The organism is Micromonospora craterilacus (genome assembly GCF_003236315.1).
GTDB lineage: Bacteria > Actinomycetota > Actinomycetes > Mycobacteriales > Micromonosporaceae > Micromonospora > Micromonospora craterilacus.
Window position 1 is genome coordinate 1 of sequence record NZ_POTY01000100.1, and the last position, 23,292, is coordinate 23,292.

Here is a 23,292-nt window from a genome sequence, read left to right on the forward strand (position 1 = left end):
TTAAAGAGTGCGTAATAGCTCACTGGTCAAGTGGTTCCGCGCCGACAATGTAGCGGGGCTCAAGTACACCGCCGAAGCTGTGGCACTCACACGTGTGCTTCGCATCGTCTTTCGGGATGGTGTGCAGTTCCTTCACCGGCAGCGCCCGTGGCGAGCTGTTCCGGGTCACCACCAGCCGGTGTGACCGACGAGTTGGTGGCCGCCGGCAATCCGGCGGTGCGGCTGTGCCTGCACGCCCAGGGTCGACAGCGTTCGGTGCCGTTGTTCGACCTGGGCCTGGCCGACACCGCGTACCCGTATCTGCTCCTGCTGTCGCAGGCGGAAACCGAGCGGGTGCTGGGCGAGCACCTGGCCGCCGCCGGCGTCGACGTGGAGCGCGGAGTCGAGCTGGTGGGGCTGGACGCCGGCGCGGGCGGCGGCGCGGTCGCCACGCTGCGGCACGCCGACGGCCGCCAGGAGTTGGTGGCGGCCCGGTTCGTGGTGGGCTGCGACGGCGCGCACAGCACCGTCCGCCACCTGACCGGGATCGGGTTCGAAGGCGGCGCGTACCCGCAGACGTTCGTGCTCGCCGATCTGGAAGCCGACGGGGTCGACGGCGCCGCCGCGCACGTTTTCCTGGCCGAGCAGGGCATGCTGCTGCTCTTCCCGCTCGGCCGTCCCGCCAGCTGGCGGATGATCGTGATGCGACCGCCCACCGATCACACTCCGCCCGACGCCCCGGTAACCCTCGACGAGGTCCAGACGCTCGCCGACACCTACGCCGGCAGGGCCATACGTCTGCGCGACCCGGTATGGATGACGAACTTCCGGCTGCACCACCGCGCGGCCACCCGGTACCGGGCCGGACCGGTGTTCCTCGCCGGGGACGCCGCACACATCCACAGCCCGGTCGGCGCGCAGGGCATGAACACCGGCATCCAGGATGCGGTCAACCTCGGCTGGAAGCTCGCGCAGGCGCTGCGCGGTAAGGCCGGGCCGGCGCTGCTGGACAGCTACGAGCAGGAGCGGGCGCCGGTCGGGCGGATGGTGCTGCGCTTCACCGACCGCGCGTTCGCCGTCGCCGTCTCCACCAATCCGGTCGTGCGGTTCGCCCGGACCCGAATCGTGCCCGCGTTGCTCCCCGTCCTCCTCGCCTCGAAACTCGTCCGGGCGACCGCTTTCCGTACCGTGGCGGAGCTGAACATCGGCTACCGGCACCGCCCGCTGTCGGCGCAGGGCGCAGGCGCGCCGCGTCGGGGCCCGAGGGCGGGCGACCGACTGCCCGACGCCCCGCTGCCGACCAGCGAGGCGGCGTCGACGCTGCACCAGCTCATCGCGCGGCCCGGATGGCACCTGCTGCTCTGTGGGCCGGCGGACGCGTGGCCGGCCACCGTGACCGCTCGGCTTGACCGGTACCGGCTGACCGTACACCGGTTGACCGGTGCCGTTCCGGCGCTGCGCCGGCTGGGCGTCACGGGTGTCGCCGCCCTGTACCTGGTTCGCCCCGACGGGCATGTCAGCTACCGGTCCGGCGACAGCGACCTGACCGGACTACTGGCGTACCTGGACCGCTGGGTCGGCGCGTAGGGGCTGCCACCACCCAGCTTCGCAGCGTTCGGAGCGTCCCGATCGGGGATCTCCCCCGGATGGGGGAGGCGTTTCTACCGGCAAATCCCTGTTTCCCGGGAGGCGTGCGCCGCCGGACCGCTGGCATGCTGGCAGCCATGGCCGACCCAGACCTCCCGCACCCGTCGTCGGGCGCAACGCAGATGGGGCCCGCTGTCCGCTTGGGCGGAGTCGGCCTGCCGGCCGGCCTGGCCGGGTGGGCCGCGCCGTTGGCGCTCGCGTTCGTCGTGGGGGTGGTGCTTCTGGCGACCCCGGGGCCGCCGGCCTTCGACAATCCCGGCGCTGTGCTGAGGGTTGGCGGCCTGGGTTGGATCGCGCTCGGGTTGGCCAACCTCGCCGCGGTCATGGCGGTCGCGTTGTCCCGGTACCGGCTCGGGCTGGCCTGTGTGCTGGCCGCCGTCCCGTGGCTGCTCTCGCCGTTGGCGGCAGTGATGGCGTGGGGCTGGTGGCTCGCCGGTCTGGCCGTGCTCGGGGTCGCGGTCTTCGACGGCGCCCGCAGGCGGGCGCTCTGGATCGCGGCCCTGGTGGTCACTCTGGCGGTGGTCTACTGCACGAGCGGGGTGTACTGGAACGTGCCGGCTGTCGGGCCGGTCAGCCTGTACGGCCGCGACCCGAGTCGCTGGTTCGACGGCGCGCGGCTGTTCTACCTGTCGGCGTACCTGGGCGCGGTGGTCGCCGTGGTGCTGACCGCCGTGCTCGCCAGAGTTGTCGCGCGCCGAGTGCGGGCCACCCGCGCCGCCTCGGCGTCCGCACCGCCGATGGCGGCGTCTCCGGCCCCGCCCACGCCGGCCGACGCCGCACCATCGCGTCCCGCCGAACGGACCCCGTCCGGGCCATGGGCCGGACGGATCGCCACCCTCACCCGGCGCGAGCGGGAGGTGCTGCTCGCCGCCACCCGGGGCCTGTCCAACGCCGAGATCGCCGCCGACCTGGTCATCGGCGAGGAGACGGTGAAGACCCACATCTCCGAGGTGCTGCGCAAACTCGGCTGCCGCGACCGCGTGCAGGCCGTCATCGCGGCCTACGAGTCCGGCCTGGTCACACCTGCCTCCGAGTAGCCGGCGGATGGTCCGACCGGCGGGCCGCCACCCGCCGCTGGGCCCTCCGGGCGGCGGCGGGCGCGGGCCAGGATCGCGGCGGTGCTGACGAGGACCGCCGTGACCAGTACGGCCAGGGCGCCGAGGGTGAGCTGGTCCGGGTTGACCAGACTCTGCCCGCGCAGCGCCTGCCAGGTCGTCAACCCGACCACCCCGAGATAGCCGGCCGAAGCGACCCAGATCAGCCCGGTACGGTCGGCGACGCGCAGCCACCGTGGGCCGAACCTGCCGATCAGCAGACCGAGCAGGGGGAGTGCCTGCAACGCGTGCAGGCCGATGAAGTGGGCGACCCGCAGGTCGCCGCCGACGGTGCTCCAGCCGACCACCGGCAGACCCGGGCCGCCGTCCGCGACCCCGACGCTGTGCGCCCCGACGGTCGTCATGTCTCCGCCCGACCGGGCCGACTGAAGTTGTTGCGCGGTCGGCTGGGTCATCAGGAAGGCCACGCCCATGCCGGCCGCGCTGACCAGCACGCCCAGTCGCAGCGACCAGGCGAACGCCCGGTCGAGTAGTCGCTGGCGCAGCAGTAGCAGGCCGACCAGAAGGTTGGCGAGCCAGACCACCACGATCGCGGCGGCCATGACGGACCAGATCGTCGCGTGGGTCGGGGTGGACACGTTGAAGTGGCTGGTCGTGCCGGTGGCTGCGGCGGCGACGATCAGGACCATCTCCACGGCCAGCGCGAGGGCGGTGGCCCAGGAGACCAGGCGGACCAGGCGAGGCCGCCCGGTGACGTACGTGAGCAGCCAGACGAGTGTGAACGAGTACACGGCGACCGAGACGGCGAACTTGGCCGGCTTGAGCCAGGCCGGCGCACCGGTGATCACCCGGGGGTCGGCGATGAGCCCGAACGTGGTGCCCACGAGGAGCACCACCATGGCCGAGCCGATCAGCGTGAGCGGTTTGTCGCGTGCCCAGGCCTGTCGCAGCAGGTGCAACGGGTGAGTACGGACGATGGGGCCAGCAAGTACGCCGGTGGCCATGGCTCCTCCAGCCGTGCACATGGGTAGTGTCGGTATCTATAACAGATAGTGGCACTATCCAGCCCGATGGCACAAGGGGTTATCGGGGCGGGCGGTCGGCCGAGCCGGCGACCTTCGCTGCCTTCGAGGTGCCGGGCGGCAGGTCGCACCCCGGGTCCCGGCCCGGCACCTGTGGCCACTCGTCCCGGGGTATCAGGCGGCGGGCGGAGGCATCCTCCTGGGCCAGGCGGCGCAGGGCGTTGAGCACGATCTCGCCGAGCACGGTGCTGGTGACCACGCCCTCGACCATTCGCATCCGCTCACCCCGGGCCACCACCAGGTCCACCTCCTGCCCGGCGATCTGCTCCATCGTGTCGGCGTAGCGCGGCAACATTGCGACGATGTCGTCCTGCCCCAACGTACGAAGGGCGGCGACCGCATCGGCTGCCACGTCGAACTGGGGTGCGTGGTCGGGTACCAGCCAGCCCCGGCGGCGAGCCAACTCGACCACCTCCGCCCGGGCCGCCTGCCAGGCCGGGCTGTCCGGATCGCGGCGCGGGCTGCCGGCCACCGCGTAGGACGCCGCGCCGAGCAGTTCGTGCCCCGTCACGTCCGGCTCGTCGATCGCGGCCAGCACGTCACGCGCGGCGGCGATCGACAGTCCGCCGACGTCGATCAGGGCGCGGATGAGTCGGAGCCGGTGCAGGTGTTCGTCGGTGTAGGCGGCCTGGTTGCGGCCGGTCGCCTCGCCGGGCGCCAGCAGGCCCTCCCGCAGATAGAACTTGATCGACGGGATGCTGATCCCGCTTCGGCTGGAGAGTTCGGCGATGCGCACGGATGGTGCCCCCTGGTCCCGAGTCAGAGCCGGATAGTAGCGCTATCTGTTGATGCCGGCGCCCGGGGCCGCCGAGCGTTCCCTTGTTATCCGACGATACCTAGAACTACTATGCATCATGGTTCTAGGTGTGAGGTGAAGGAGGACCTGTGAAGGTCACCAAGGATCTCGTGGCCGCCTCGGCGACGCCGATGGTGCTGGGCATCCTGGCCGACGGGGAGAGCTACGGCTACGCGATTCTCCGACGGATCAACGAGCTGTCCGATGGCGAGTTGGACTGGACCGAGGGGCTGCTGTATCCGTTGCTGCACCGGCTTGAGCGCCTCGGACACGTGGAGGCGAGCTGGCAGTCGGTCGCCGGGGAGCGGCGGCGCAAGTACTACCGCATCACCAGCAGCGGCCTGGCCGAGCTCGCCGAACAACGCCGCCAGTGGGAAACGGTCGTGAGCACACTCAAGGAGATCTGGCCCGGCGACGTCCGACGGTTGGCAGCGATTCCGCTGGAGGGTCGGGCATGACAGCGGCAGACAACGAAGACGAACTGGAGGCCCAGTTCGCCCAGTGGCGCCAGTACGTACAGCGCCGCCCGGAGCTGCGGCAGGCCGACTCGGAAGAGCTCGAGGACCATCTTCGGGCCTCCGTCGACCAGCTCGTCGCGGTCGGCCTGCGCGCCGACGAGGCGTTCCTCATCGCGGTCAAACGCATGGGTGGCCTGGACGACCTGGCTCGCGAGTTCGCCCGGGAGCATTCGGAACGGTTGTGGAAGCAACTGGTGCTGACCGGCGACACCGACGGCCAGGGGGCGGGCACCCGGTCGCGGCGTGACCTGCTGGTGATGGTCAGCTGCGCGGTGGGCGCGGCGGTGTCGGTCAAGGTGCCGGAACTGTTCGGGATGAGGCTGGACGAGGACGGCCAGTTCTATGCGCCCAACTTCGCGCTGTTCGCGCTGCCCTGGCTGGCGGCCTTCCTGGCCTGGCGGCGTCAGGCCAGACCAGCGCTGATCGGGGTGCTGCTGGCGTTGTTCGGGCTCGGCGCCGTGGCCGCGAACGCCTATCCGCTCGCCGACGACTCCCAGTCGTTGGTGCTGACCGCCATCCATCTGCCCATCGCCCTGTGGCTGGTGGTCGGTCTGGCCTATGTGGCCGATGACCTGCGCTCGGCCCGCCGACGCATGGATTTCATCCGCTTCACCGGCGAGTGGTTCGTCTACTTCGTCCTCATCGCCCTCGGCGGCGGTGTGCTGATCGCGTTCGTGGTCGGGACGTTCGAGGCCATCGGGATCGTTCCGGAGGACTTCATTCAGCAGTGGCTGGTGCCCTGCGGCGTGGTGGCCTCGGTGGTGGTGGCCGGGTGGCTGGTCGAGGCAAAGCAGAGTGTGGTCGAGAACATCGCGCCGGTACTCACCCGGCTGTTCACACCCCTGTTCACCGCGGTGCTGCTGGCCTTCCTGATCGCCCTCGCCTGGACCAGTGGCGGCATCGATGTCGAGCGGGAAGCGCTGATCCTGTTCGACCTGCTGCTGGTCGTGGTGCTGGGGTTGCTGCTCTACTCGATCTCGGCCCGTGATCCGCTGGCCCGGCCCGGCCTGTTCGACAAGCTGCAACTCGCCCTCGTGGTCAGCGCGCTCATCATCGACGTGCTGGTACTGCGGGAGATCACCCATCGCATCACCGAGTACGGCACCACACCCAACAAGGCGGCGGCGCTCGGGGAGAACGTCATCCTGCTCGCCAACCTCGCCTGGTCGGCGTGGCTGATGCTCGGGTTCGTCCGCCGGCGTACACCGTTCGCGGCGCTCGAACGCTGGCAGACCGGCTACCTCCCGGTGTACGCCGCGTGGTCCTGGATCGTGGTCCTGGTCTTCCCCCCGTTGTTCGGCTACCTCTGATCGAGATCCCCCGCGCACCGGCTGATTCCCCGGTAGCGGCGACGCCGGGGCCGGTGCGCACGCACCGGCCCCGGCGTCGCGATCGACTCAGAACCCGAGTACGGTCCGTCCGCCGACCACCGGCAGCCGCAGCTCGCTGTGCTGCGGCGCGACCCGCAGCTCGGTGCCGCCGAGCGGCAGCAGGGTGTATTCCTGGTCGCTGGAGAAGACGACCACGCCGATCCGGTGACCCGCCGGGAAGACGTAGTCCTTGGGCTCCAGGGTCCACCGGAAGTCGTACAGCTTGCCCTGCTTGACCGGCTCGGTGCGCGCCGGGTTCTTGCGGTTCTGCGGGTCCATCCAGCCCCGGGTCACCACCGTCGGCGCGGCGGTCGTGCCGGCCGGGCCGTAGTCGACCAGGTACGCGGTCAGGTTGGCGTCCGGCTTGTTGTCGATCGCCATCCGCAGCCGCAGCTCGGGGCGCCCGGAGATGCGGACGTCCTGGCTCAGCACGGGGGAGCGGTAGACGAGCCGGTTCGGGCTCGCCGTGTCCGGGCCGGCCACCAGGGTGTCCGGGTGGATGGTCCGACCCTCGTCGACGAAGCGCTGCTCGACCTTGCCCTTCGGCTTGGCGGAGGTGAGCGTGCCCGGCGCGGTGGCGTCGGTCGCGCCCAGCTGCAGCGTGACGTCGCGGGTGCCCGGGTCGGGCCAGTTCCGGTACGTGGTGTACGCCCGGTTTTCCCGCTGCAGCACCGCGGTCGGCTCGTCCATGACCCCGTTGCGTACGTTCCACAGCCAGTAGTCGAACCAGCGGTTCTCGGTCTGCTTGTAGGTCCAGGTACGGCCGTCGGGCAGGGTCACCGACGCGGTGTTGCCCGGCCCGCCGTGCCCGCCCTGGTGGAGCCAGATCTTGCGCGGGACGTTCCGCTTGGTCAGCTCGTCCCACCAGCCGGCGAAGTGCTCGGTCTTCACGTTCCAGTCGTTGAGGCCGTGCACGACGAAGACGCTCGCCTTGACCTTCTTGGCGTCCAGGTAGTCGCGGTCCTGCCAGAACTTCGAGTAGTCGCCGGTGACCCGATCCTGCTGCTCGGTCAACGCGGCGATCTCGTCGGCACAGGGGCCCTCGGCCCGCGCCCGGCCGGCGGTGAACTGGGCCAGCACGTCGACGTCCTCGCCCTGGTACGTCCCGGGCGCGACGACCAGACCGTTGGCCCGGTAGTAGTCGTACCAGCTGCTGATCGCGGCGACCGGCACGATGGTCTTGAGCCCGTTGACCCCGGTGGTGGCGACCTGGTTCGGCAGCGTCCCGTTGTAGGAGACGCCGGTCATGCCGACCGCACCGGTGGTCCAGTCGGCGGTCACCGGGGCACCGTTCGCGTCGTAGCCCTTCGCCCGTCCGTTCAGCCAGTCGATGACCGCCTTGGTGCCGAGCGTCTCGGCCTGGTCACCGCTGGTCGGGCAGCCGTCCGAGTCGCCGGTGCCGACGCTCTGACCGAGCACCACCGCGTACCCCCGCGGCACGTAGTAGTCGTCCAGCTGGCCGGGCAGGTTGGCCTTCGCCCGCGCACTCTGGATCGCCAGGTCGGACCCCCGCAGCCCCGAGCGGCGGGTGACGCCGTTCTGCGGCAGCTCGTCCACCAGCACACTCGGGTACGGCACGTCGTTCCAGGTGCCCTTGCGGTACGGGCTGTGCTCGAAGATGACCGGCACCTTGAAGCCCTGGGTGGCGGTCTCCCGGGGCCGGGAGATGTCGATCGCCACCCGGTCGGGACGGCCGTCGTGGTCGGTGTCCACCGAGGTTTCCACGTACACCCGCTCCTCGATCGCGTCGGCGAGCGAGAACACCGGTTGGGTCATGCCGTCGACGACCACGATGCCCGGTGACGTGGTTACCGCGGGTTGGGCTTCCGCCGGCGCCGGTGCGGCGCTCAGCACCAGTGCGCCGGCCATGCCGACGCTGAGTAGGGCCAGTAAGGGGGTTCGACGCACGCGCGTCTCCCTTCGCTCGGCTGGTGGCCGGAGTCGACCAGGGGTGGATGTGGATCGATGATCCACATGCTAACCCCGGTCATCGTCCCCCGTCGATCACCTCGCCTGGGGCTGCGGCGTGAGCACCGCCGGCGCCTGCTCCAGGACGGCGGCGGGCAGCTGCGGCCCGGCCGGCAGCGCCAGCGGCTCCTTGGCCCGGGTCACCAGCTCGACCACGGTCTGCGACAGCCGGTTGGCCGACTGCGTCATGGACTGGTTGGCGCTCACGATCGCGGTCACCACCTCGGCGCGCTTCTGCTGCCCGTACCGGACGGCCTCCTCGATGCCCCGCGCCTGCGCGTCGATCGACTCCGCCACCTCCAGCAGGGTCTCCGGGCGGATCGTCGGGGTCTGGATGGTCCGGGCGATCTGCGGAATGGCGGACTGCGACGCCCGAGCGTACGCGGAGAGCACGTCGTTGGCGCCGTCGGCGACCACCTGCTGCATGTCGGCCGCCTGGTTGGCCTGCAACAGCAGCGCCCACTGGGCGATGGTGAGCTTCATCGTCGGGATGGTCAGGTTCATCAGCAACGCGAGACGCTGACCCAGGCCGTAGTTCAACGTCCGGATGTTGCGCACCTGCGGCGAGGTCGACCAGGCCACGAAGAGGCGCTGCTGGAACTCGTTGATCCGCACCTCGAGCGCCTGGATGAACTCGGTGACCAGGGAGAGCCGCTCCTGCCGGTCCCGCTCGTCGACCGCACCCGGGGTGACCGTGATCGACCGGGCCTCGGCCAGCGCCTCGTCGCGGACCAGCTCCATCACCGCGATCGCGCCGATGAGCTGACCGATCGCCGCCTCGTTGGCCTTGTAGAGCTCGTCGCAGAGCACCACGTTGCGCCGCAGCTCCAACTGCTTGGCGCTGAGCTGCCCGGCCACCTTGTCCAGCTGCTGCTCGACCGTCCTGGCCTCCTCGAACAGCATCTCCAACAGGTCGCGGCCCTTGCGGAAGACGCCCTTGATGGCGTCCGCGAACTTGTTGAACGTCTCGCGGACCTGCGGGTCGCTCGGGTCGTACTTGCGCCGGAACGTGCGCATCCGGTCGTTGAGCTGGTGCATGATGCTGGTCAGCTCCGGGATGTCGACTCGGCCGACCTCCTTGAAGATCCGGCTGACCTGGGCGTTGACCTGGTCGATCGCGCCGTTGCCGAAGACCGCGAGCTGCTCGGTGTTGGCCAGCATCGCCGGGTAGAGCTGCTTCGCCGCAGCCTCGGCCTGGCTCCGCTGGGCGGGGCTGAGCAGGTCCGCGCAGACCAGCTCGCGTGGCTGGCTGGCGGCCAGCGCACCGGTGATGGCGCTGTCGGCGGCGCCGGCCGGTGGTTCGGCCGCGCCCCCCACGATGCTGCCGAAGTCGATCTGCAATCCGTCGGTCATGGCCGGTCGGTTCCCCTCACTTGCAGGTGTTGGCGTCCTTGATGCAGTTCAGCAGCGCGAGCGTCACGTCGGCGGCGGGCGCCGGGGTGGTGCGGATCTGCTCGGCGAGCGCGAGGTCGGGAAAGTCCGCGACGTCGTTGGCACCGACCTGCAGCGCCGAGCGGAAGCCGTACGTCTGCCAGGCGATCGCCTGGATCTCCGGGTCCTTCAACGCCTCGATCAACCGGACGGCGGTGCTGTTGAGCGCGAGCAGCGGGTGATCGCTGTAGATGGTCGGGTCGGGGTAGAGCAGCCGGACGTTCTTGAGCACGCTCTCGGTGTTCACGCCGCCCTGCGCGACCAACTGGATGAGCTGGTTCTCGTACCCGGCGTACAGCGGCGACTTGAACTCGCCGCCCTGGGTGAGCCACTCCCGGAACCCGGAGTCGGAGCTGCGCGCCTGCAACCCCTGCGCGTCGTACAGCGCCCGCATGGTGGGCAGGGCCTTGCGTGCCTGGGCGAGATTCGGAGCCTGGAACACGTCGTCGGTGGCGACGATGCTCAGCTGGAGCTGGGCCAGCACGAAGCCGCTGTTCGACTTGGCCGCGTCGGTGCTCGCCACGGTGATCGGCCCGCGCAGGTCGGCCGCGCCGATGCCGTCCCAGGTCTGCCTCTTCAGCACGTGGTCCAGCAGCAGGGACTTCATGTTCACCAGGTAGTACCGATTGTCCCGCTGCTGGACGAGGCCGCGCTTGATCAGGGCCTCGGTGCCGCGCGGCCCCGCGTAGACCACCTCGGGCGACTGCAACAGGTTCTCGGCCCGGTAGTCCGGGAAAGCGCCCGGGTGCTGCGCCTCGAACACGCTCTGCGCGCTGGCGCTCGACGGCCACAGGCAGTCGAGTTGGCGAGCCTTGAGGTCGTCGCTGCTCAACTGCACCTGGTCGTACGAGCCGAGCGGCCGGAAGTTGACCTCCAACTGATACCGGTCGCGCAGGATCCGGACGACGTCGGCGTCGGCCATCAGCTCGGACTTCTCGGAGCCGCCCAGGCAGTTCACCACCGCCGGCGGTGCCGCCGAGGTGGCGGCATTGTCGGACCGGACCCACAGCACAGCGGCGACGACACAGACGACGATCACCGTGACCAGTCCGATCAGGAATCGAACGCTCGGCAATCTCACGATGGCTCCTTCATCCCAGCTCTGGCAGCTTCGGCGGTGCGACGGTGTCGAGGTTGGCCCGGTACTGCGCGATGTCGCCCTGGTTGACCAGCCGCACGCTGTCCAGGGTGAAGGCGGCGAAGCGTTCGAACGCCAGCTCGCCGCTGTGCCGGAGGGCCTCCGGATCGGTGTAGAGCACCGGCTTGCCCTGGATGTCGAGGTACTGCCGCACGACCCCGTCGAGGCTGGTCAGGTGCCCGCCGATCTGGCTGGCGGTGGAGTAGAGGCTGTTCGGCGCGGCCGCTCGGACCCGGTCGAACAACTCGGGCACGTAGCGGCAGGCCGACTGCAGGGCGGCCCGGGCGACCGGCGCCTGCACCTCGCGGCTGAGCCGTTCGATGCCGCGCAGCACCTTGAGCGCCTCCTCGACCTTGGCCCGCGCCTCGTCGAGATAGTCGTCGCCGCGGGCCTGCGCCGGGCTGCGGTCGTCGAGCATGAAGTACACCCCGAGGGCCGCGGCGACCGCCAGCAGTGGCGCCCACAGGAAGCTGGTGGTGGCGGCGAAGACCCCGGTGAACACCGCGACCGCAGCGGCGAGCGCGACCGGAGCGGCGAGCTTCCTCCTCATCGGAGCCGCCGGGGTACGTCGGTGTGGCGGCGCCCGGTCACTTGTAACCAGCCGCCTGGCGCAGCGCCGCCACCAGGTCGTCCTGCTGGACGTACGCGCCGCCGGTCGCCGCGGCCACGTCCCGCAGCTGCGCCGCGTCGACGTCCCGGCCGAACGCGATGGCGATCACCGGCACGCCCATCGCCTTCAGCGCGGACACCGCCCCACCCCGGTCGTCGGACTCCGACCTGCCGTCGGTCATCAGCACCACCAGCCGTCGGCGGTCGCCGGGCTGCGGACCGCGCAGGTCGGTGGCGGCCCGTTGCAGGCAGGCGTACATGTTGGTGCCGCCGGTGGGCCGGTACGCGTTGACCTTCTCCGTGAGCCCGTGCAGCCCGGCCTCGTCGTTGCCGTCCACCACCCACGGCGTTCCCTCGACCAGGTCGCGATTGAAGATCCCGACGGTGGTCGAGTCCTGCGGGTGGGTACGCAGGAAGTTGAGGGCGGCCTGATCCTGGTCGAAGATCTGGTGTGCGGCCGCCTTGACCCCGTCCCAGCCCTCGTTCGAGGCCATCGACCCGCTGCCGTCAAGGCAGTAGAACGTGTTGACCGGGCGCCGGTAGCGGGTCTGGTAGCGGTCCAGCGCCGCCTCGATGACCGGCGCCGCCGGATACTGGATGCCCTGCTCGTTTATGGTCGCCTGGATGCCCCAGTCCGGGTTGAACACGGCCAGGTCGGGGTTCTCCAGCGTCAGCCCGACGCCGCTGATCGGCCGCCGCCCCAGCTTGAGCAACTGGGACTGCGCCCCCGCGTCGGTGAGCAGGTGCTCCTGCAACTCGCGGACGATCTTCCGCTTGGCGGCGTCCCCGGCGTCGTCGTGCGGGAGGAAACCCAGCGGCGCGTCGCTGATCGCCAGCGACCCGCGCGGGTACGCCACCACCAGAGGCTCCTTGCCGGCCTTGACCAGTTCCTGGTTCTTCTCGATGACCAGGTCCTCGTAGGTGAACATGGTCCGGCAGTCGTTCGGGCGGGCGAGGCACTCGGTCATCAGGGTGCCCGTCGACGGCGGCGTCTGGTCCATCGCCGCGATGAACCGGGTCACCCCCTGCTCGACCGCCGGAGAGTCGAGCTGCTCCTGGCTGAGCGGCGTGCCGGCACCGTTGCCCGCGAAGTAGTTCATGAAACCGAACAGCACGGTGGCACCGGAGTTGGACTGCGTCGGGTTGGTCACCCAGACCGTCGTCCGGCCCGACTCGACGGCCCGCAGGATGTCCGCGATGCCGACGTCCGGCCGGCCGGCGAAGCCCAGCCGCTGCATCTCGCTACGCCAACCCGCGAACACCACCGGGGTGAGGAACATCGGCTGCACGTCCTGCAGCACGTTGGCCTTGTCGCCGAGTTGGGAGAAGACGCTGGAGGCGAACCAGTAGGCGTCGTAGTCCCGGCTGCCGCCGGCGAGCAGGCGGGCCTGGTCGACGGAACCCTTCAACGTCACGTCGCAGTGGTAGCCCTTGCTGGCGCACCACGGCTTGACGATGGTCTCGACCACGCTCTCCTGCTCGGACCCGGCGACGATGCGTACCGAGGAGGCGTCGCCGCCCGGTCCGCCCGACCCTCGTGGGTCGGGTTCGTCACCGGTACAGCCGGTGGCCAGCACCATCATCGCCGCGGCGACCGCCGCAAGCCCCTTGACCCGCACGTACGCTCCCGTTCCGCCGCTACCGATGATCTTCCAAGAACCTGGCTTGTTGGTAGCACCGGTAAACCAACGGGACGGGGAACGTGGGGTGAACACTGGGCCTCAGGTGATGCCCGGTCGCCGCCGTAGCGCCGACCGGGTCACCCGGCCTACACAGTGGACGGTTCTGGTCAGCCGACCGGCAGGCGGGCCGCGTCCGGCGCGCCGAGGGCCGCCATGAGCTGCCGGGCCACCTGGTCGACGCCGCCGGCCTCGGCCACGGCGAACACGAACCGGTCCGGTCGCAGGACGACCGCGTCGGCCCGGTGCCGGCGCAGCCAGGCGGTGATCGCGCCGTCGACGTCGACGACGTCGACCCGACCGGCGTCGGGCTGGCGGGTCGGCAGGCTCGCCGCCGCGGTGCCGGCCGGATGCACCGCGACGTACCGCAGCGGCAGTCCCGGCGTTTCCGGCCGGGATGCCGTGCCGCCGGACCCGATCACCGCGAAGCCGTCGCCGAGCACCTCGTCGAGCAGGCGGGGCGTCGCCGACTCCGCAGTGGCGACCCGGGGCTGGGGGAACATCGTCCCGACCGCGCCGTCCCGCCGCCCGCCGGCCATCATGCCCCGTTCGTACGCCGGCAGCGGCTTGAACTCGAACTGCCGGACGAACCGGCGCACCCGCGGCACGGTCTGCACCGCCCGCAGCGCGACGTCCCGCAGCCAGGCCGCGGGACGGCTACGGGCCAGGAAGACCCGTCCCAGGCGGACGCTCGTGTCCGCCATCGCCGCCGTGTGCGGTCGCCGCTCGGTCTCGTACGTGTCGAGCAGCGCCGGGTCGGCGTCGCCGGCCAGCACCAGGCCGAGCTTCCAGGTCAGGTTCGCCGCGTCGCGCAGGCCGCTGCACAGTCCCTGGCCGAGGAACGGGGGCATCTGGTGGGCGGCGTCCCCCAGCAGGAACACCCGGCGCTCCCGCCATCGCTGCGCGAGGAGGTGGTGGAACGTGTAGACCACCGCTCTGGTGACGGTGAAGCGCGCCGGGTCGACGTACGGCTCGACCAGCGCGGCGATGGTCTCCGGCCGGCGCATGTCGGCCTCGGTCTCGCCCGGCAGGAGCATGAACTCCAGTCGGTAGCTGCCTCGGGCACCGGGGGAGACGAACGCCGGCCGTCGCCAGTCGCAGACGAAGGTGGTGTGCTCGCCCCGGATGGCCTCCGGCGGCACGTCGCCGGAGATGGCCAGCCACGGTTCGGCGTAGCTCGCTCCGGTGAGCGGGATCCGGACGGCGGTCCGCGTGGTGCTCCGGGCTCCGTCGCAGCCGAGCACGTACCTGGCCCGTACCGGGCGCACCTGATCGGTGACCACGTCGCGCAGGACCAGCTGCACCCGATCGTCGTCCTGCTGCAGGCTCACCAGCTCAGTACCCAGTTGCAGCTCGACGTGGTCGAACCGGTCCATGCCGCCGCGCAGGGCCTGCTCCAGCAGCGGTTGGTCGAAGAAGTTCAGCGGCGCGTGCCCGAATCCGAAGTCGACCTCCGAGAAGGCGATGGTGGCGAACACCTGGCCGGCGGCGTTGACGTAGTCGGCCCGCGACGGTTGGTGCATGTCACCGGCGATCTGGTCGAGCAGGCCGGCCTGCTGGTAGACGCGAAACGCCTCGTCGTCGCAGGAGAAGGCCCGCGGCTGACCGTGCGGTGCCGTGCTCCGCTCGACCACGAGCGTGCTGACTCCGCGCGCACCGAGCAGGTTCGCGGTCAGCGCGCCGACCGGACCGCATCCGACGACGACGACATCGACCTCCTGCACCTTGGTACGCGGCGACGACTGGGCCGGGTTCATGACTATCCCTCCGGGACGTGGGCGCCCGGGACCTGCCCGGGCACGGGCTGCTACACCGACCACGACACCAGCCCGGTGTGGAAGACGCGTGGAGTCGGCGTGGAGGGGTGGGGTTTCCGGCAGGCCCGACCCGCTCCGGGCGGTCAGGCTTGATCCCTGCGCGGGCCGGGCCTGCCGGAAACCCGACGTGGTTGCTCAGCGGGGGTGTCGGCGGGGAATCGGGCGAGGAGGAGGTTGTTGCCCTGGTCGGCGGCGAGCCGGGCGCCGGTGGCCAGGGCCGCCGGATCGTGGTGGGCGATGCCGCGTATCCGGTGCAGCTCGGCGGCGAAGACCGACTCACCCAGCCGGTCGGTCACGGCCAGTCCCTCCTCGGCCAGCGCCGCCGCGGTGACCGGATCGCCCGCGGCCAGGTACGCCTCGGCCATCGCGCTGAGCGTGACGGTCCGGGTGGCCCGTAGCCCGGGACGGTAGATCCCGTCGGCCGCGGCGCGCATCGCCGGTAGCCGGTCGTGCTCCCCGCCCCGGGCGGCGGCCCACTCGAGGAAGAACCCGCCGGTGGTCACGAAGTGCGGCAGGCCGTTGGCGGCGCCGACGTCGCGGCACCGCTGCGCGGCGGCCCGTACGGCCGTCACGTCCCGTTCCTGCATCCCCATCCAGGCGGCGTAGAGCGCCGCGTTCGCCCGTCCGTACGGGTCGTTGAGTTCCTCGGCGAGCTGTTCGGCGTCCGCGATGTCCCGCCGAGCGGCGTCGGGGTCACCGCGCAACGACCTGACCAGGGCGCGGAAGTTGTACGCGGCCAGCACCGGCAGGCGGCCGACCTGCCGGCCGAGCAGCCGCGGATCCACCGCCCGCAGCCGGTCGACCGCCGCGGTGAGCCGCCGGTCGGCCGCCGGCAGCGATCCGGTGAAGTAGTCGACCACGCCCAGCAGGTACTCACCGGCCGCCCCGAACAGGCCGGTGCCGTTGTCGTCCGTACGGACGAGCCGGCCAGCCAGTTCGGTGCAGACCGCGAAGTCGGCCTGGTTGGCGGCCAGCTCGCCGAGCGCCCACAGCGCGGGCCGGACGTCCGCCTCCGGTCCGACCAACGCCAGCAGGTCCCGGGCGCGGGCACAGACCTGGTCGACGGCGTCGGCGCCGACACCCACCGTCATCTGCAACAGGGCAGCCCGATGCAGCGCGACGGAGAGTTCGGTCTGCGCCGCCGAGGGCGAACCGGCGGCGAGCGGCGCCAGCCTGAGCGCGGCCCGCTCCAGGTGGCCGAGGGCGTCCTCGTAGGCGAACCGGCGGGTCGCGTCGTCGGCCGCCGCCAGGGACCACCTCAGGTGGTCCTCGCCGTGACCGAGCCCGACCGCGTGCCCGTAGTGGTGGGCCACCTCGGCCGGGGCGACATCGCCGGCCCGCTCGTAGACGGTGGCCAGCCGAGCGTGCAACGCGGCCCGGCGCGGCGGGGGCAGTTCGGCGTAGGCGACCTCGGCGAACAGCGGGTGGCTGAAGCGCACCGCACCCGGCCCGGCCTCGGCCACCAGCTCGGCCCGGTACGCCGCCGTCAGCGCGTCGGCGACCTTCCCCGCCGCCACCTCCAGGGCCGTCGCCATCGTGCTCGCGTCCAGCTCGTGACCGGCCACGCTGAGCAGGTCCAGGCAGTCGCGGGCCGGTTCGGGCAGGTCGTCGAGGCGCAACCGGACGGTGTCCCGGATGCTCGGCGGCAGGTCCGCGTCGGCCGGGTCGGTGCGCGACCGAAGCAGCTCGGTGATGAAGAACGGATTCCCGCTGGTACGGGTCACCAGGCGCGCCACGATCTGCCGCTCCGGTGCCGCGCCGGTGCGCTGGCGTACCAGGTCGGCCACGGCCGCAGCGGACAGACCGGTCAACCGCAGTTGGCTGAAACCGTGGCCCCGGGCCAGTTCGGCCACCGTGGCCAGCAGCGCCGTGTCGTGCTCGTACGGTCGCAGCGTGGCGACCACGAGGGCGCGGGCGTCGGCCAGGGTCGAGGACAGGAAGCGCAACAGCAGCAACGAATCCGGATCGGCGGCGTGCAGGTCGTCCAGCACGATGAGCAGACCCGCCGGCCCGGCCACCGTACGCACCAGCTCCGCCACGGCCTCGTACGCGTGGAACCGGGCCGCCGGATCGGGTTCCGCGTCGCCGGCCAACCCGTGCAGCGGACCGGCGGCGAAGCCGTCCAGCCGCCGTGCCGATCCGGTGGTGCCGGCCTGCGGCATCGCCGCGAGCGCCCGTACCACCTGACTCCACAGCCAGAACGGCGGTGCCTGCCCGACGTCGGGACACCGCCCCCACACCACCGGCACGCCGCGCGTCCGAGCGAGTGCGCTGAGCTCGGCGGCGAGGCTGGTCTTGCCGATCCCCGGCTCGCCCACCACGGCGGTGACGCGGCCGCCGCCGTGCGCCGCCGCGGCCAGCTCCGCGACCAGCCGGGCCAGCTCGACACCCCGGCCGACCAGGGCGTGCGCCGAAGTCCCGGCGCTCGCCACGGTGGGGCCCGGGGGGTGTTCTGGCCAGACGGAGGTGGAGCCGGAAACCCCGGCCGGCGGCACGGCCTGGTCGAGGATGAGGCGGTGCAGCTCGCGGATCTCGGTGCCGGGATCGAGCCCGTACTCGCCGGTCAGGATCCGGCGGCCCTCGTCGAAGGCGGCCAGCGCCTCGGTCTGCCGGCCGGAGCGGTAGAGCGCCAGCATCAGCTGGGCGCGGGCGGCCTCGCGTACCGGGTTCGCCGCGACGAACTGGCGCAACTCGGCGAGTACGGAGGCGGGTCGCCCGGCCGCGACGGCCGCGGTGAACCGCCCTTCCTCGGCGCTGAGCCGCAGCTCGGCCAACCGGGTCGCCTCCGGGCGTACCGCGTCCAGGTCCGCCGCGCCGGCCAACGGTTCACCCCGCCAGAGCGCCAGCGCCTCGACGTAGCCGCGTTCCGCCGACGTCGGGTCGCCGGCCGCCAGTGTGCTCGCCGCCCGGTCCACCAGGCTGCCGAACCGGACCGCGTCGATGGCGTCGGCGTCGACCCGCAGCTCGTACCCCTTGGGGTGGCTGCGCAGGATGCGGGCCGGCTCGCGGTGGGAACGTTGCGGCTCCACGGTTCGGCGCAGCCCCGCCACATACGTCCGTAGGGTCATCTCGGCGCTGGCCGGCGGCCGGCCGTCCCACAGGGCGTCGATCAGCCAGTCGGTGGCGACGAACCGGTTCGGCCGCAGCAGGAACAGCGCCAGCAGCGCGCGTTGCTTCGGTCCGCCGACCGGCACCACCCGACCGTCCCGGACGACCTCCGGCGGCCCCAGCACCCGGAACTGCACGCCACCACCACAATGTCCGGTTCCCACCTGGCCGGATCGAGTATGACAGTCATCCGCAACCCGGTGCCGTCGCGGTTCATGACCGCCGCGGTGTCTCGAAGCCCGCGAGCCAGGTGGCGAGCAGCGATTCCAGCTGGGCGGCCTCGTCGGGGCTCAGCAGGTCGAGGAGCCGGCGTTCGTTGCGCATGTGTTCGGCGAACGCCTGGTCGATCAGGTCCCGGCCGGCCTCGGTGAGCGCGACGACCCGGCCGCGTCCGTCGCTCGTGCTGGGGCGGCGGGTGACCAGGCCGTCGCGTTCCAGCCGGTCGATGCGCTTGGTCATGGCGCCGGTGGTCACCATCGTGAACGCCGCGAGTTCTCCGGGTGCGCGTTCGAACGGTTCGCCGGCACGCCGGAGGGTGGCGAGGACGTCGAACTCGCCCTCACCCAGCCCGTATCGCCGGTAGACGACGTGCAGCTGTTCGGTGAGGTGGCCGGCGAGTCGATGGAGCCGGCCGATCACGCCCTGTGGGCTCACGTCCAGGTCGGGCCGTTCACGGGCCCAGGCCTGCTGGATGCGGGCGACGTGGTCGAGGTGCTCGGTCACCCCACCACTATAGCTTCCATGGAAGCTATAGTCGCTTCCATGGAAGCTACTTTGCGGGTGCCGGTCACCGCGATCGCACCGGTGGCGTGGGGCGCGACCTACTTCGTCACCCACCGGTTCCTGCCGGCCGACTATCCGCTCTACGGCGGGGCGATCCGGGCGCTGCCCGCCGGCCTGCTCCTGATCCTCGTGCGCCGGGCCGTTCCGCACGGGTCGTGGTGGTGGCGATCGCTGGTCCTCGGCACGCTGAACGTGGGCGCGTTCTTCGCGTTGATCTATCTCGCGGCGCAGGCGCTGCCGACGAGCATCGCCTCGACGATCATGGCGACCGCACCGGTCGCCATGATGCTGATCGCCTGGGCGGCACTGTCCGAACGCCCGCGTGCCGCGCACCTGGCCGGCGCCGGCATCGGGATCGGCGGTGTCTGCCTCATGCTGCTGGACGGCACCGCCGCGGTCAGCCTCTCCGGCGTGCTCGCCTCCGTCGCGGCCATGACGATGTCCGCCCTCGGCTACATCCTCGCCAAGAAGTGGAGCGCGGGGATCGACGTGTTCTCGCTGACCTCGTGGCAACTCATCGCCGGAGGCGTGATCCTGCTGCCCGTCGCCGCCGTGATCGAAGGTCCGCCACCCACCCTGGACCGGCCGGCGGTCCTCGGCTTCGGTTACGTCACCATCGTGGCGACCGCCCTCGCCTTCGCCGCCTGGTTCACCGGGCTGCGGCACCTGAGCGCCGGCACGGTGGGTCTCATCGGGCTGCTCAACCCGATCACCGGGGTGCTGCTCGGCGCGGTGATCGCCGGTGAGCGGCTCGCTCCCCAGCAGGTCTGCGGAGTCGTGCTGGTGTTCGTCGGGATCCTGCTCGGGCAGCCCGTCGCCGGGCGACTCGTCACGCGGCTCCGCACCGTACGCGCCAACCGGAACGACGCGGCCGCCGAACCCCACCCGGCGCGCATAGGGTGATGCGGTGGACGAACTCGTGGCACTGTATGCCGAGGGCGACCTGTCCGGGAGAGTCACCGGCACTGCGTCCCGCAGCGCGGTCCGTTCCGGAAACCTGCCGCATGCGGCCACCGCCGTGCTGCTGCGCGACGAGCGGGACCGGGTCTACGTCCACCGACGAACCGAAACCAAGGATCTCTATCCCGGCATGCACGACGCGTTCGCCGGCGGGGTGGTGCTGGCCGGCGAGGATCCGGTCGAGGCGGCGGGCCGCGAGCTGACCGAGGAACTGGGTGTCACGAACTGCGACATCCGCCCCTGCCTGCGGTACTGGTACGCGGATGCGTACGCCAGCTACCTGGCGTACGTCTTCGACGCCCGGTACGAGGCCGACCGGTGCGGGCCGGTGGTCCACCAGCCCAGCGAGGTGGCGGCCGGTTGGTGGCTGGACCTGGACGAGCTGATCGCCCGCCTCGCCGACCCGACCTGGCCCTTCGTGCCGGACGGCCGGGCCACACTGGACCGCTATCTGCGGCACACCCGCCGACCAGGACGGTCAGCTCCCAACCGTTGAGCCCTGACCCATTCACTGCCCTACAACCGGTGCCGCACCCACACGTTGGGCTCCACGTACACGGCGTGGTCGTGGGGCACGTCGCAGTGCACCGGCACCAGAGCGCCCGGTACGTGCACCGGGCCGCTGGTGTCGAACGGCAGGCCGGTCCAGCGACGCCAGTCGGCGAGCGTGCCGGTGATCGTCATCGACCGGGCCGCGACGCGCTCGATGCGTCCGCCCGCCCGCGCGTGCACCCGCAGCCACGGGTCCACCGGCAGACCGTCCGTGCGGACCTGCGCGGCGTACTCGGTCATCGGCAGGTCGGGGCGGGTGTGCTTGCCGCTCGGGCGGACCGGAGCGACCAGCGTGTCGTACCCCCGCTTCGCGACCGCCTGCCGCATCGCGTCGAGCATCAGCGCGGACAATCCGCCACCGCGCCGATCCGGCCGGACGCAGATCTCCAACGCCGACACGAGGTTCGTCTCCGCGCCGGTGAGCCGGTTGATGGTGGCGCGTTGGATCATTCGGTCCCACCCGCCGTCGGGAAGCTCCGGCTCCGTCCACCGCAACGGCACGGCGTACGCCCGGGCGACCGCGCGCCCGGGGTCGGCGGAGTCGACGGCGACGAACACGAACTCCGGGTACAGGTCATGGGCGACGCTGTAGTACACCGATCCCATCGGATCCCAGAGCATGAACTGGGGCCACGCCCCGTCGAAGCCCTCGTCCAGCAGTGGCGCGAGGTCCGGCCGGTCCGCCAGGCACACGATGTCGAGAGTCACCGCGGCACCATACCGGCCACCCTGCCGACGCGCAGGTCAAATACCGCGTCGGCAGTTGAGCGACACGGCGTCGGCCCAACTGCCGGTGGCCAGGGCGATCGGGTAGCCGACCTCCCGGACCCGTCCGTCGGCGGTTTCCACGGCGAACGTCATCGGCACCGGCTCGGGATCGAACGTGGAGGGGCACTGTAGGAGCAGTTCGACGTCGATCCAGCCGGTGCCGCCGGGGCGTACCGTCCGGGTGTGGCCGGTGTCGCGGATCAACACGCCGGGTCGCTGCGCGCGGGCCGACCGCACGGTGATAGGGGACGGGCCGGTGTTGATCAGCGCGAGTTGCCCGTTCAGCCGCACGGCACCGGTCGGGGTCCCGCCTCCGCTGTGAGCGGAGGCGGGCAGCGCAACGAGCGCGACCGTGGCGTCCCGCTCCTGCTGTTCGCGCGAGTCCCGGATCTCGGTCATGCCCAGTCCGCCCGCCACGACACCGGCAGTGAAGACGGCGAGGAGCAGAAGCACGACGGTGCGACGGGGCGTACGAGTGACGGTCCTCGGCTCAGCGACCCGGTGGTCGTGCTCGTCCAGATCGATGACTGCGGGCTCGACAGGCACGGCGACAGCCCAGGACGCGTGGTGGCGACGGGTCAGGGCTTGCGGGCCACCGCGCCGTACGCGTCGATCGCCACCGCGTCGGAGTCGTCCGGACGCCACAGCGTGATCGGCGCCAGCCCGGGCTCCACCATCGTCAGCCCCTCGAAGCAGCTTTCGAGCTGCTCCGGGCTGCGCAGGATGTACGGGACGCCGCCGCTCTCCGCCAGCCGCTCGGCACCGGAGACCACCGCCGGGCTGGTGTCGGTACCGTCCCACAGCACCAGGTGGCTGCCGGACGCGGTGGCCTCCATCGCCCGCCCCACGATGGAGCGGACCACGTCGAGGTTGGGCTCGTAGCCCATCACGCCCATGAACATCACGGCCACGGGCTTGTCGAAGTCCAGCGTCTCGGCCGCCTCGAGGAGGATCTTCTCCGGGTCGTGGTAGTCGGCGGGCACGTACGTCGTCACGCCCTCGGAGGTCGTGCTGCCCAGCAGCGCCCGGGCGTGTACGAGCACCATCGGGTCGTTGTCCACGTAGACGATCCGGGACTCGGGCGCGACCGCCTGGGCGACCTCGTGGGTGTTCTGCATGGTGGGCAGGCCGGTGCCGATGTCCAGGAACTGCCGGATCCCCGCCTCGGCGGCCAGGTGACGCACGACCCGGATGAGGAACCGGCGGGACTGCTGCGCCATCACCACGATCTCGGGGTAGACCTCGGCCACGGCCTCACCGGCGGCCCGGTCGGACTGGAAGTTGTCCTTCCCGCCCATCCAGTAGTTCCAGATCCGCGCGGCGTGCGGCACCTCGGGCTGGAGCTTCGCGGCGAGGTCGGAATCCGGGCTGGCCATGCGGGGCTCCAATCAGAGGGGACGGCGGGTGGGGCCACTACTGCGGTGCGATCGCCACATCGTACTCATGTCTGGTCCACTTTCGACCACCGCTGTCGTTCGGGAGGTCGTCGCCGATTTCCCGGCGCTCGGGGGAGCGGCCCGACCCGAACGATGAAGTCGGCGAGCCGGACGGTCGGGTCCGCGCCGTTGCCGGCGCCCGTACCGTGCCGGTGTGGCTCACGACAGCTATCCGCCGGCGGTAGGCCGGTGGGTCCGGGTGCTGCGCCGCGGCGCCCTGATCGTGTTCGGCCTGGTCGGCCTCGTTTTCCTGACCGTCGGTGGCTGGTTGCTGGCGAGCCAGAGCTGGGACCGGGCCACCGGCACCGTGCAGGAGTGCACGACGCGGATCGAGCGCACGGCCGGCACGACCGGCCGGACGGTCCAGACCTGCACCATCAGTTGGCAGGCCGCCGACGGGCCGCACACCACCCGGGTCGACATCGGCGGTTCCGCCACCGTACCCGGACAGTCGGTGGAACTGCGGGTCAGCGGCGACAACGTCGTGCTGGCCACGCCCGGTTGGGTCGGTGCGGCGACCGGCGCCGGTGGCCTCGCCATGGCCGGCACGGCCGCCGTGCTCCTGGTCCGCCAGCACCGCCGCAACAGGCGGGCCC

At 71.5% G+C, this 23,292-nt stretch carries 19 protein-coding genes and 1 pseudogene; 7 read left to right on the plus strand and 13 right to left on the minus strand.

The window, feature by feature from the left end; all coding sequences use genetic code 11:
- The first annotated feature begins 180 nt into the window (after positions 1-180).
- Positions 181-1,566, plus strand: coding sequence for an FAD-dependent monooxygenase (locus C1I95_RS16905; protein WP_199523785.1), 1,386 nt, complete (start codon positions 181-183; stop codon positions 1,564-1,566).
- Positions 1,567-2,453: 887 nt separating this feature from the next.
- Positions 2,454-2,663, plus strand: a pseudogene (locus C1I95_RS36390) (response regulator transcription factor); the annotation flags it as partial.
- Here the strand turns inward: C1I95_RS36390 and C1I95_RS16915 are convergent.
- On the minus strand, positions 2,627-3,685 hold the full coding sequence (locus C1I95_RS16915; protein ID WP_111214806.1) for a hypothetical protein: 1,059 nt from the start codon (positions 3,683-3,685) through the stop codon (positions 2,627-2,629). The pseudogene C1I95_RS36390 and the gene C1I95_RS16915 overlap by 37 nt on opposite strands.
- Positions 3,686-3,764: 79 nt before the next feature.
- A complete protein-coding gene (locus tag C1I95_RS16920; RefSeq protein WP_158566410.1) occupies positions 3,765-4,499 on the minus strand; it encodes a MerR family transcriptional regulator in 735 nt (244 codons plus the stop codon).
- Between the two features lie 149 nt (positions 4,500-4,648).
- On the opposite strand from C1I95_RS16920, the gene C1I95_RS16925 reads away from it, so the two are divergent.
- A complete protein-coding gene (locus C1I95_RS16925; RefSeq protein WP_111214808.1) occupies positions 4,649-5,017 on the plus strand; it encodes a PadR family transcriptional regulator in 369 nt (122 codons plus the stop codon).
- Positions 5,014-6,387: a permease prefix domain 1-containing protein gene (locus tag C1I95_RS16930; protein WP_111214809.1), complete on the plus strand. Its 1,374-nt coding sequence runs from the start codon at positions 5,014-5,016 to the stop codon at positions 6,385-6,387. Before C1I95_RS16925 ends, C1I95_RS16930 begins: the two co-directional genes overlap by 4 nt.
- A gap of 87 nt (positions 6,388-6,474) precedes the next feature.
- On the opposite strand, the gene C1I95_RS16935 is transcribed toward C1I95_RS16930, so the two are convergent.
- The 8 genes from C1I95_RS16935 to C1I95_RS16970 all read right to left on the minus strand — a co-directional run bounded on the left by C1I95_RS16935 (position 6,475) and on the right by C1I95_RS16970 (position 18,920).
- Positions 6,475-8,355, minus strand: coding sequence for a Xaa-Pro dipeptidyl-peptidase (locus C1I95_RS16935; RefSeq protein ID WP_233513711.1), 1,881 nt, complete (start codon positions 8,353-8,355; stop codon positions 6,475-6,477).
- A 96-nt stretch (positions 8,356-8,451) separates the two neighbouring features.
- Positions 8,452-9,768 (minus strand): toxic anion resistance protein, encoded by a 1,317-nt coding sequence (locus C1I95_RS16940; RefSeq protein ID WP_111214811.1) that lies wholly within the window; start codon positions 9,766-9,768, stop codon positions 8,452-8,454.
- A gap of 16 nt (positions 9,769-9,784) precedes the next feature.
- Positions 9,785-10,927: a hypothetical protein gene (locus C1I95_RS16945; protein ID WP_199523786.1), complete on the minus strand. Its 1,143-nt coding sequence runs from the start codon at positions 10,925-10,927 to the stop codon at positions 9,785-9,787.
- A 10-nt stretch (positions 10,928-10,937) separates the two neighbouring features.
- Positions 10,938-11,534 (minus strand): hypothetical protein, encoded by a 597-nt coding sequence (locus tag C1I95_RS16950; RefSeq protein WP_111214813.1) that lies wholly within the window; start codon positions 11,532-11,534, stop codon positions 10,938-10,940.
- Positions 11,535-11,571: 37 nt separating this feature from the next.
- Positions 11,572-13,212 carry a vWA domain-containing protein gene (locus tag C1I95_RS16955; RefSeq protein ID WP_233513712.1) on the minus strand — a complete coding sequence of 547 codons (1,641 nt, stop codon included), beginning with the start codon at positions 13,210-13,212 and terminating at the stop codon, positions 11,572-11,574.
- Between the two features lie 170 nt (positions 13,213-13,382).
- Positions 13,383-15,029 (minus strand): bifunctional 3-(3-hydroxy-phenyl)propionate/3-hydroxycinnamic acid hydroxylase, encoded by a 1,647-nt coding sequence (locus tag C1I95_RS16960; RefSeq protein WP_111214814.1) that lies wholly within the window; start codon positions 15,027-15,029, stop codon positions 13,383-13,385.
- 143 nt (positions 15,030-15,172) lie between these two features.
- Positions 15,173-18,334 (minus strand): ATP-binding protein, encoded by a 3,162-nt coding sequence (locus C1I95_RS16965; RefSeq protein WP_111214815.1) that lies wholly within the window; start codon positions 18,332-18,334, stop codon positions 15,173-15,175.
- Between the two features lie 76 nt (positions 18,335-18,410).
- Entirely contained in the window at positions 18,411-18,920 is a 510-nt protein-coding gene (locus C1I95_RS16970) for a MarR family winged helix-turn-helix transcriptional regulator (RefSeq protein WP_111214816.1), read from the minus strand.
- Positions 18,921-18,959: 39 nt separating this feature from the next.
- Between C1I95_RS16970 and C1I95_RS16975 the strand changes: the two genes are divergently transcribed.
- Complete coding sequence (locus C1I95_RS16975) at positions 18,960-19,883, plus strand: EamA family transporter (protein WP_111214817.1); 924 nt, start codon at positions 18,960-18,962, stop codon at positions 19,881-19,883.
- A 4-nt stretch (positions 19,884-19,887) separates the two neighbouring features.
- Complete coding sequence (locus C1I95_RS16980) at positions 19,888-20,436, plus strand: NUDIX hydrolase (protein ID WP_111214818.1); 549 nt, start codon at positions 19,888-19,890, stop codon at positions 20,434-20,436.
- Between the two features lie 20 nt (positions 20,437-20,456).
- Here the strand turns inward: C1I95_RS16980 and C1I95_RS16985 are convergent, their stop codons facing one another.
- The 3 genes from C1I95_RS16985 to C1I95_RS16995 are packed head-to-tail and all read right to left on the minus strand — an operon-like array spanning position 20,457 to position 22,636.
- Entirely contained in the window at positions 20,457-21,200 is a 744-nt protein-coding gene (locus C1I95_RS16985; protein ID WP_111214819.1) for an N-acetyltransferase, read from the minus strand.
- Positions 21,201-21,236: 36 nt separating this feature from the next.
- Positions 21,237-21,806 (minus strand): hypothetical protein, encoded by a 570-nt coding sequence (locus C1I95_RS16990; RefSeq protein WP_146605741.1) that lies wholly within the window; start codon positions 21,804-21,806, stop codon positions 21,237-21,239.
- Between the two features lie 32 nt (positions 21,807-21,838).
- Positions 21,839-22,636 carry an SAM-dependent methyltransferase gene (locus C1I95_RS16995; RefSeq protein WP_111214821.1) on the minus strand — a complete coding sequence of 266 codons (798 nt, stop codon included), beginning with the start codon at positions 22,634-22,636 and terminating at the stop codon, positions 21,839-21,841.
- Between the two features lie 214 nt (positions 22,637-22,850).
- On the opposite strand from C1I95_RS16995, the gene C1I95_RS17000 reads away from it, so the two are divergent.
- On the plus strand, positions 22,851-23,292 hold a 442-nt coding region (locus C1I95_RS17000; protein WP_146605742.1), incomplete at its 3' end, for a DUF3592 domain-containing protein.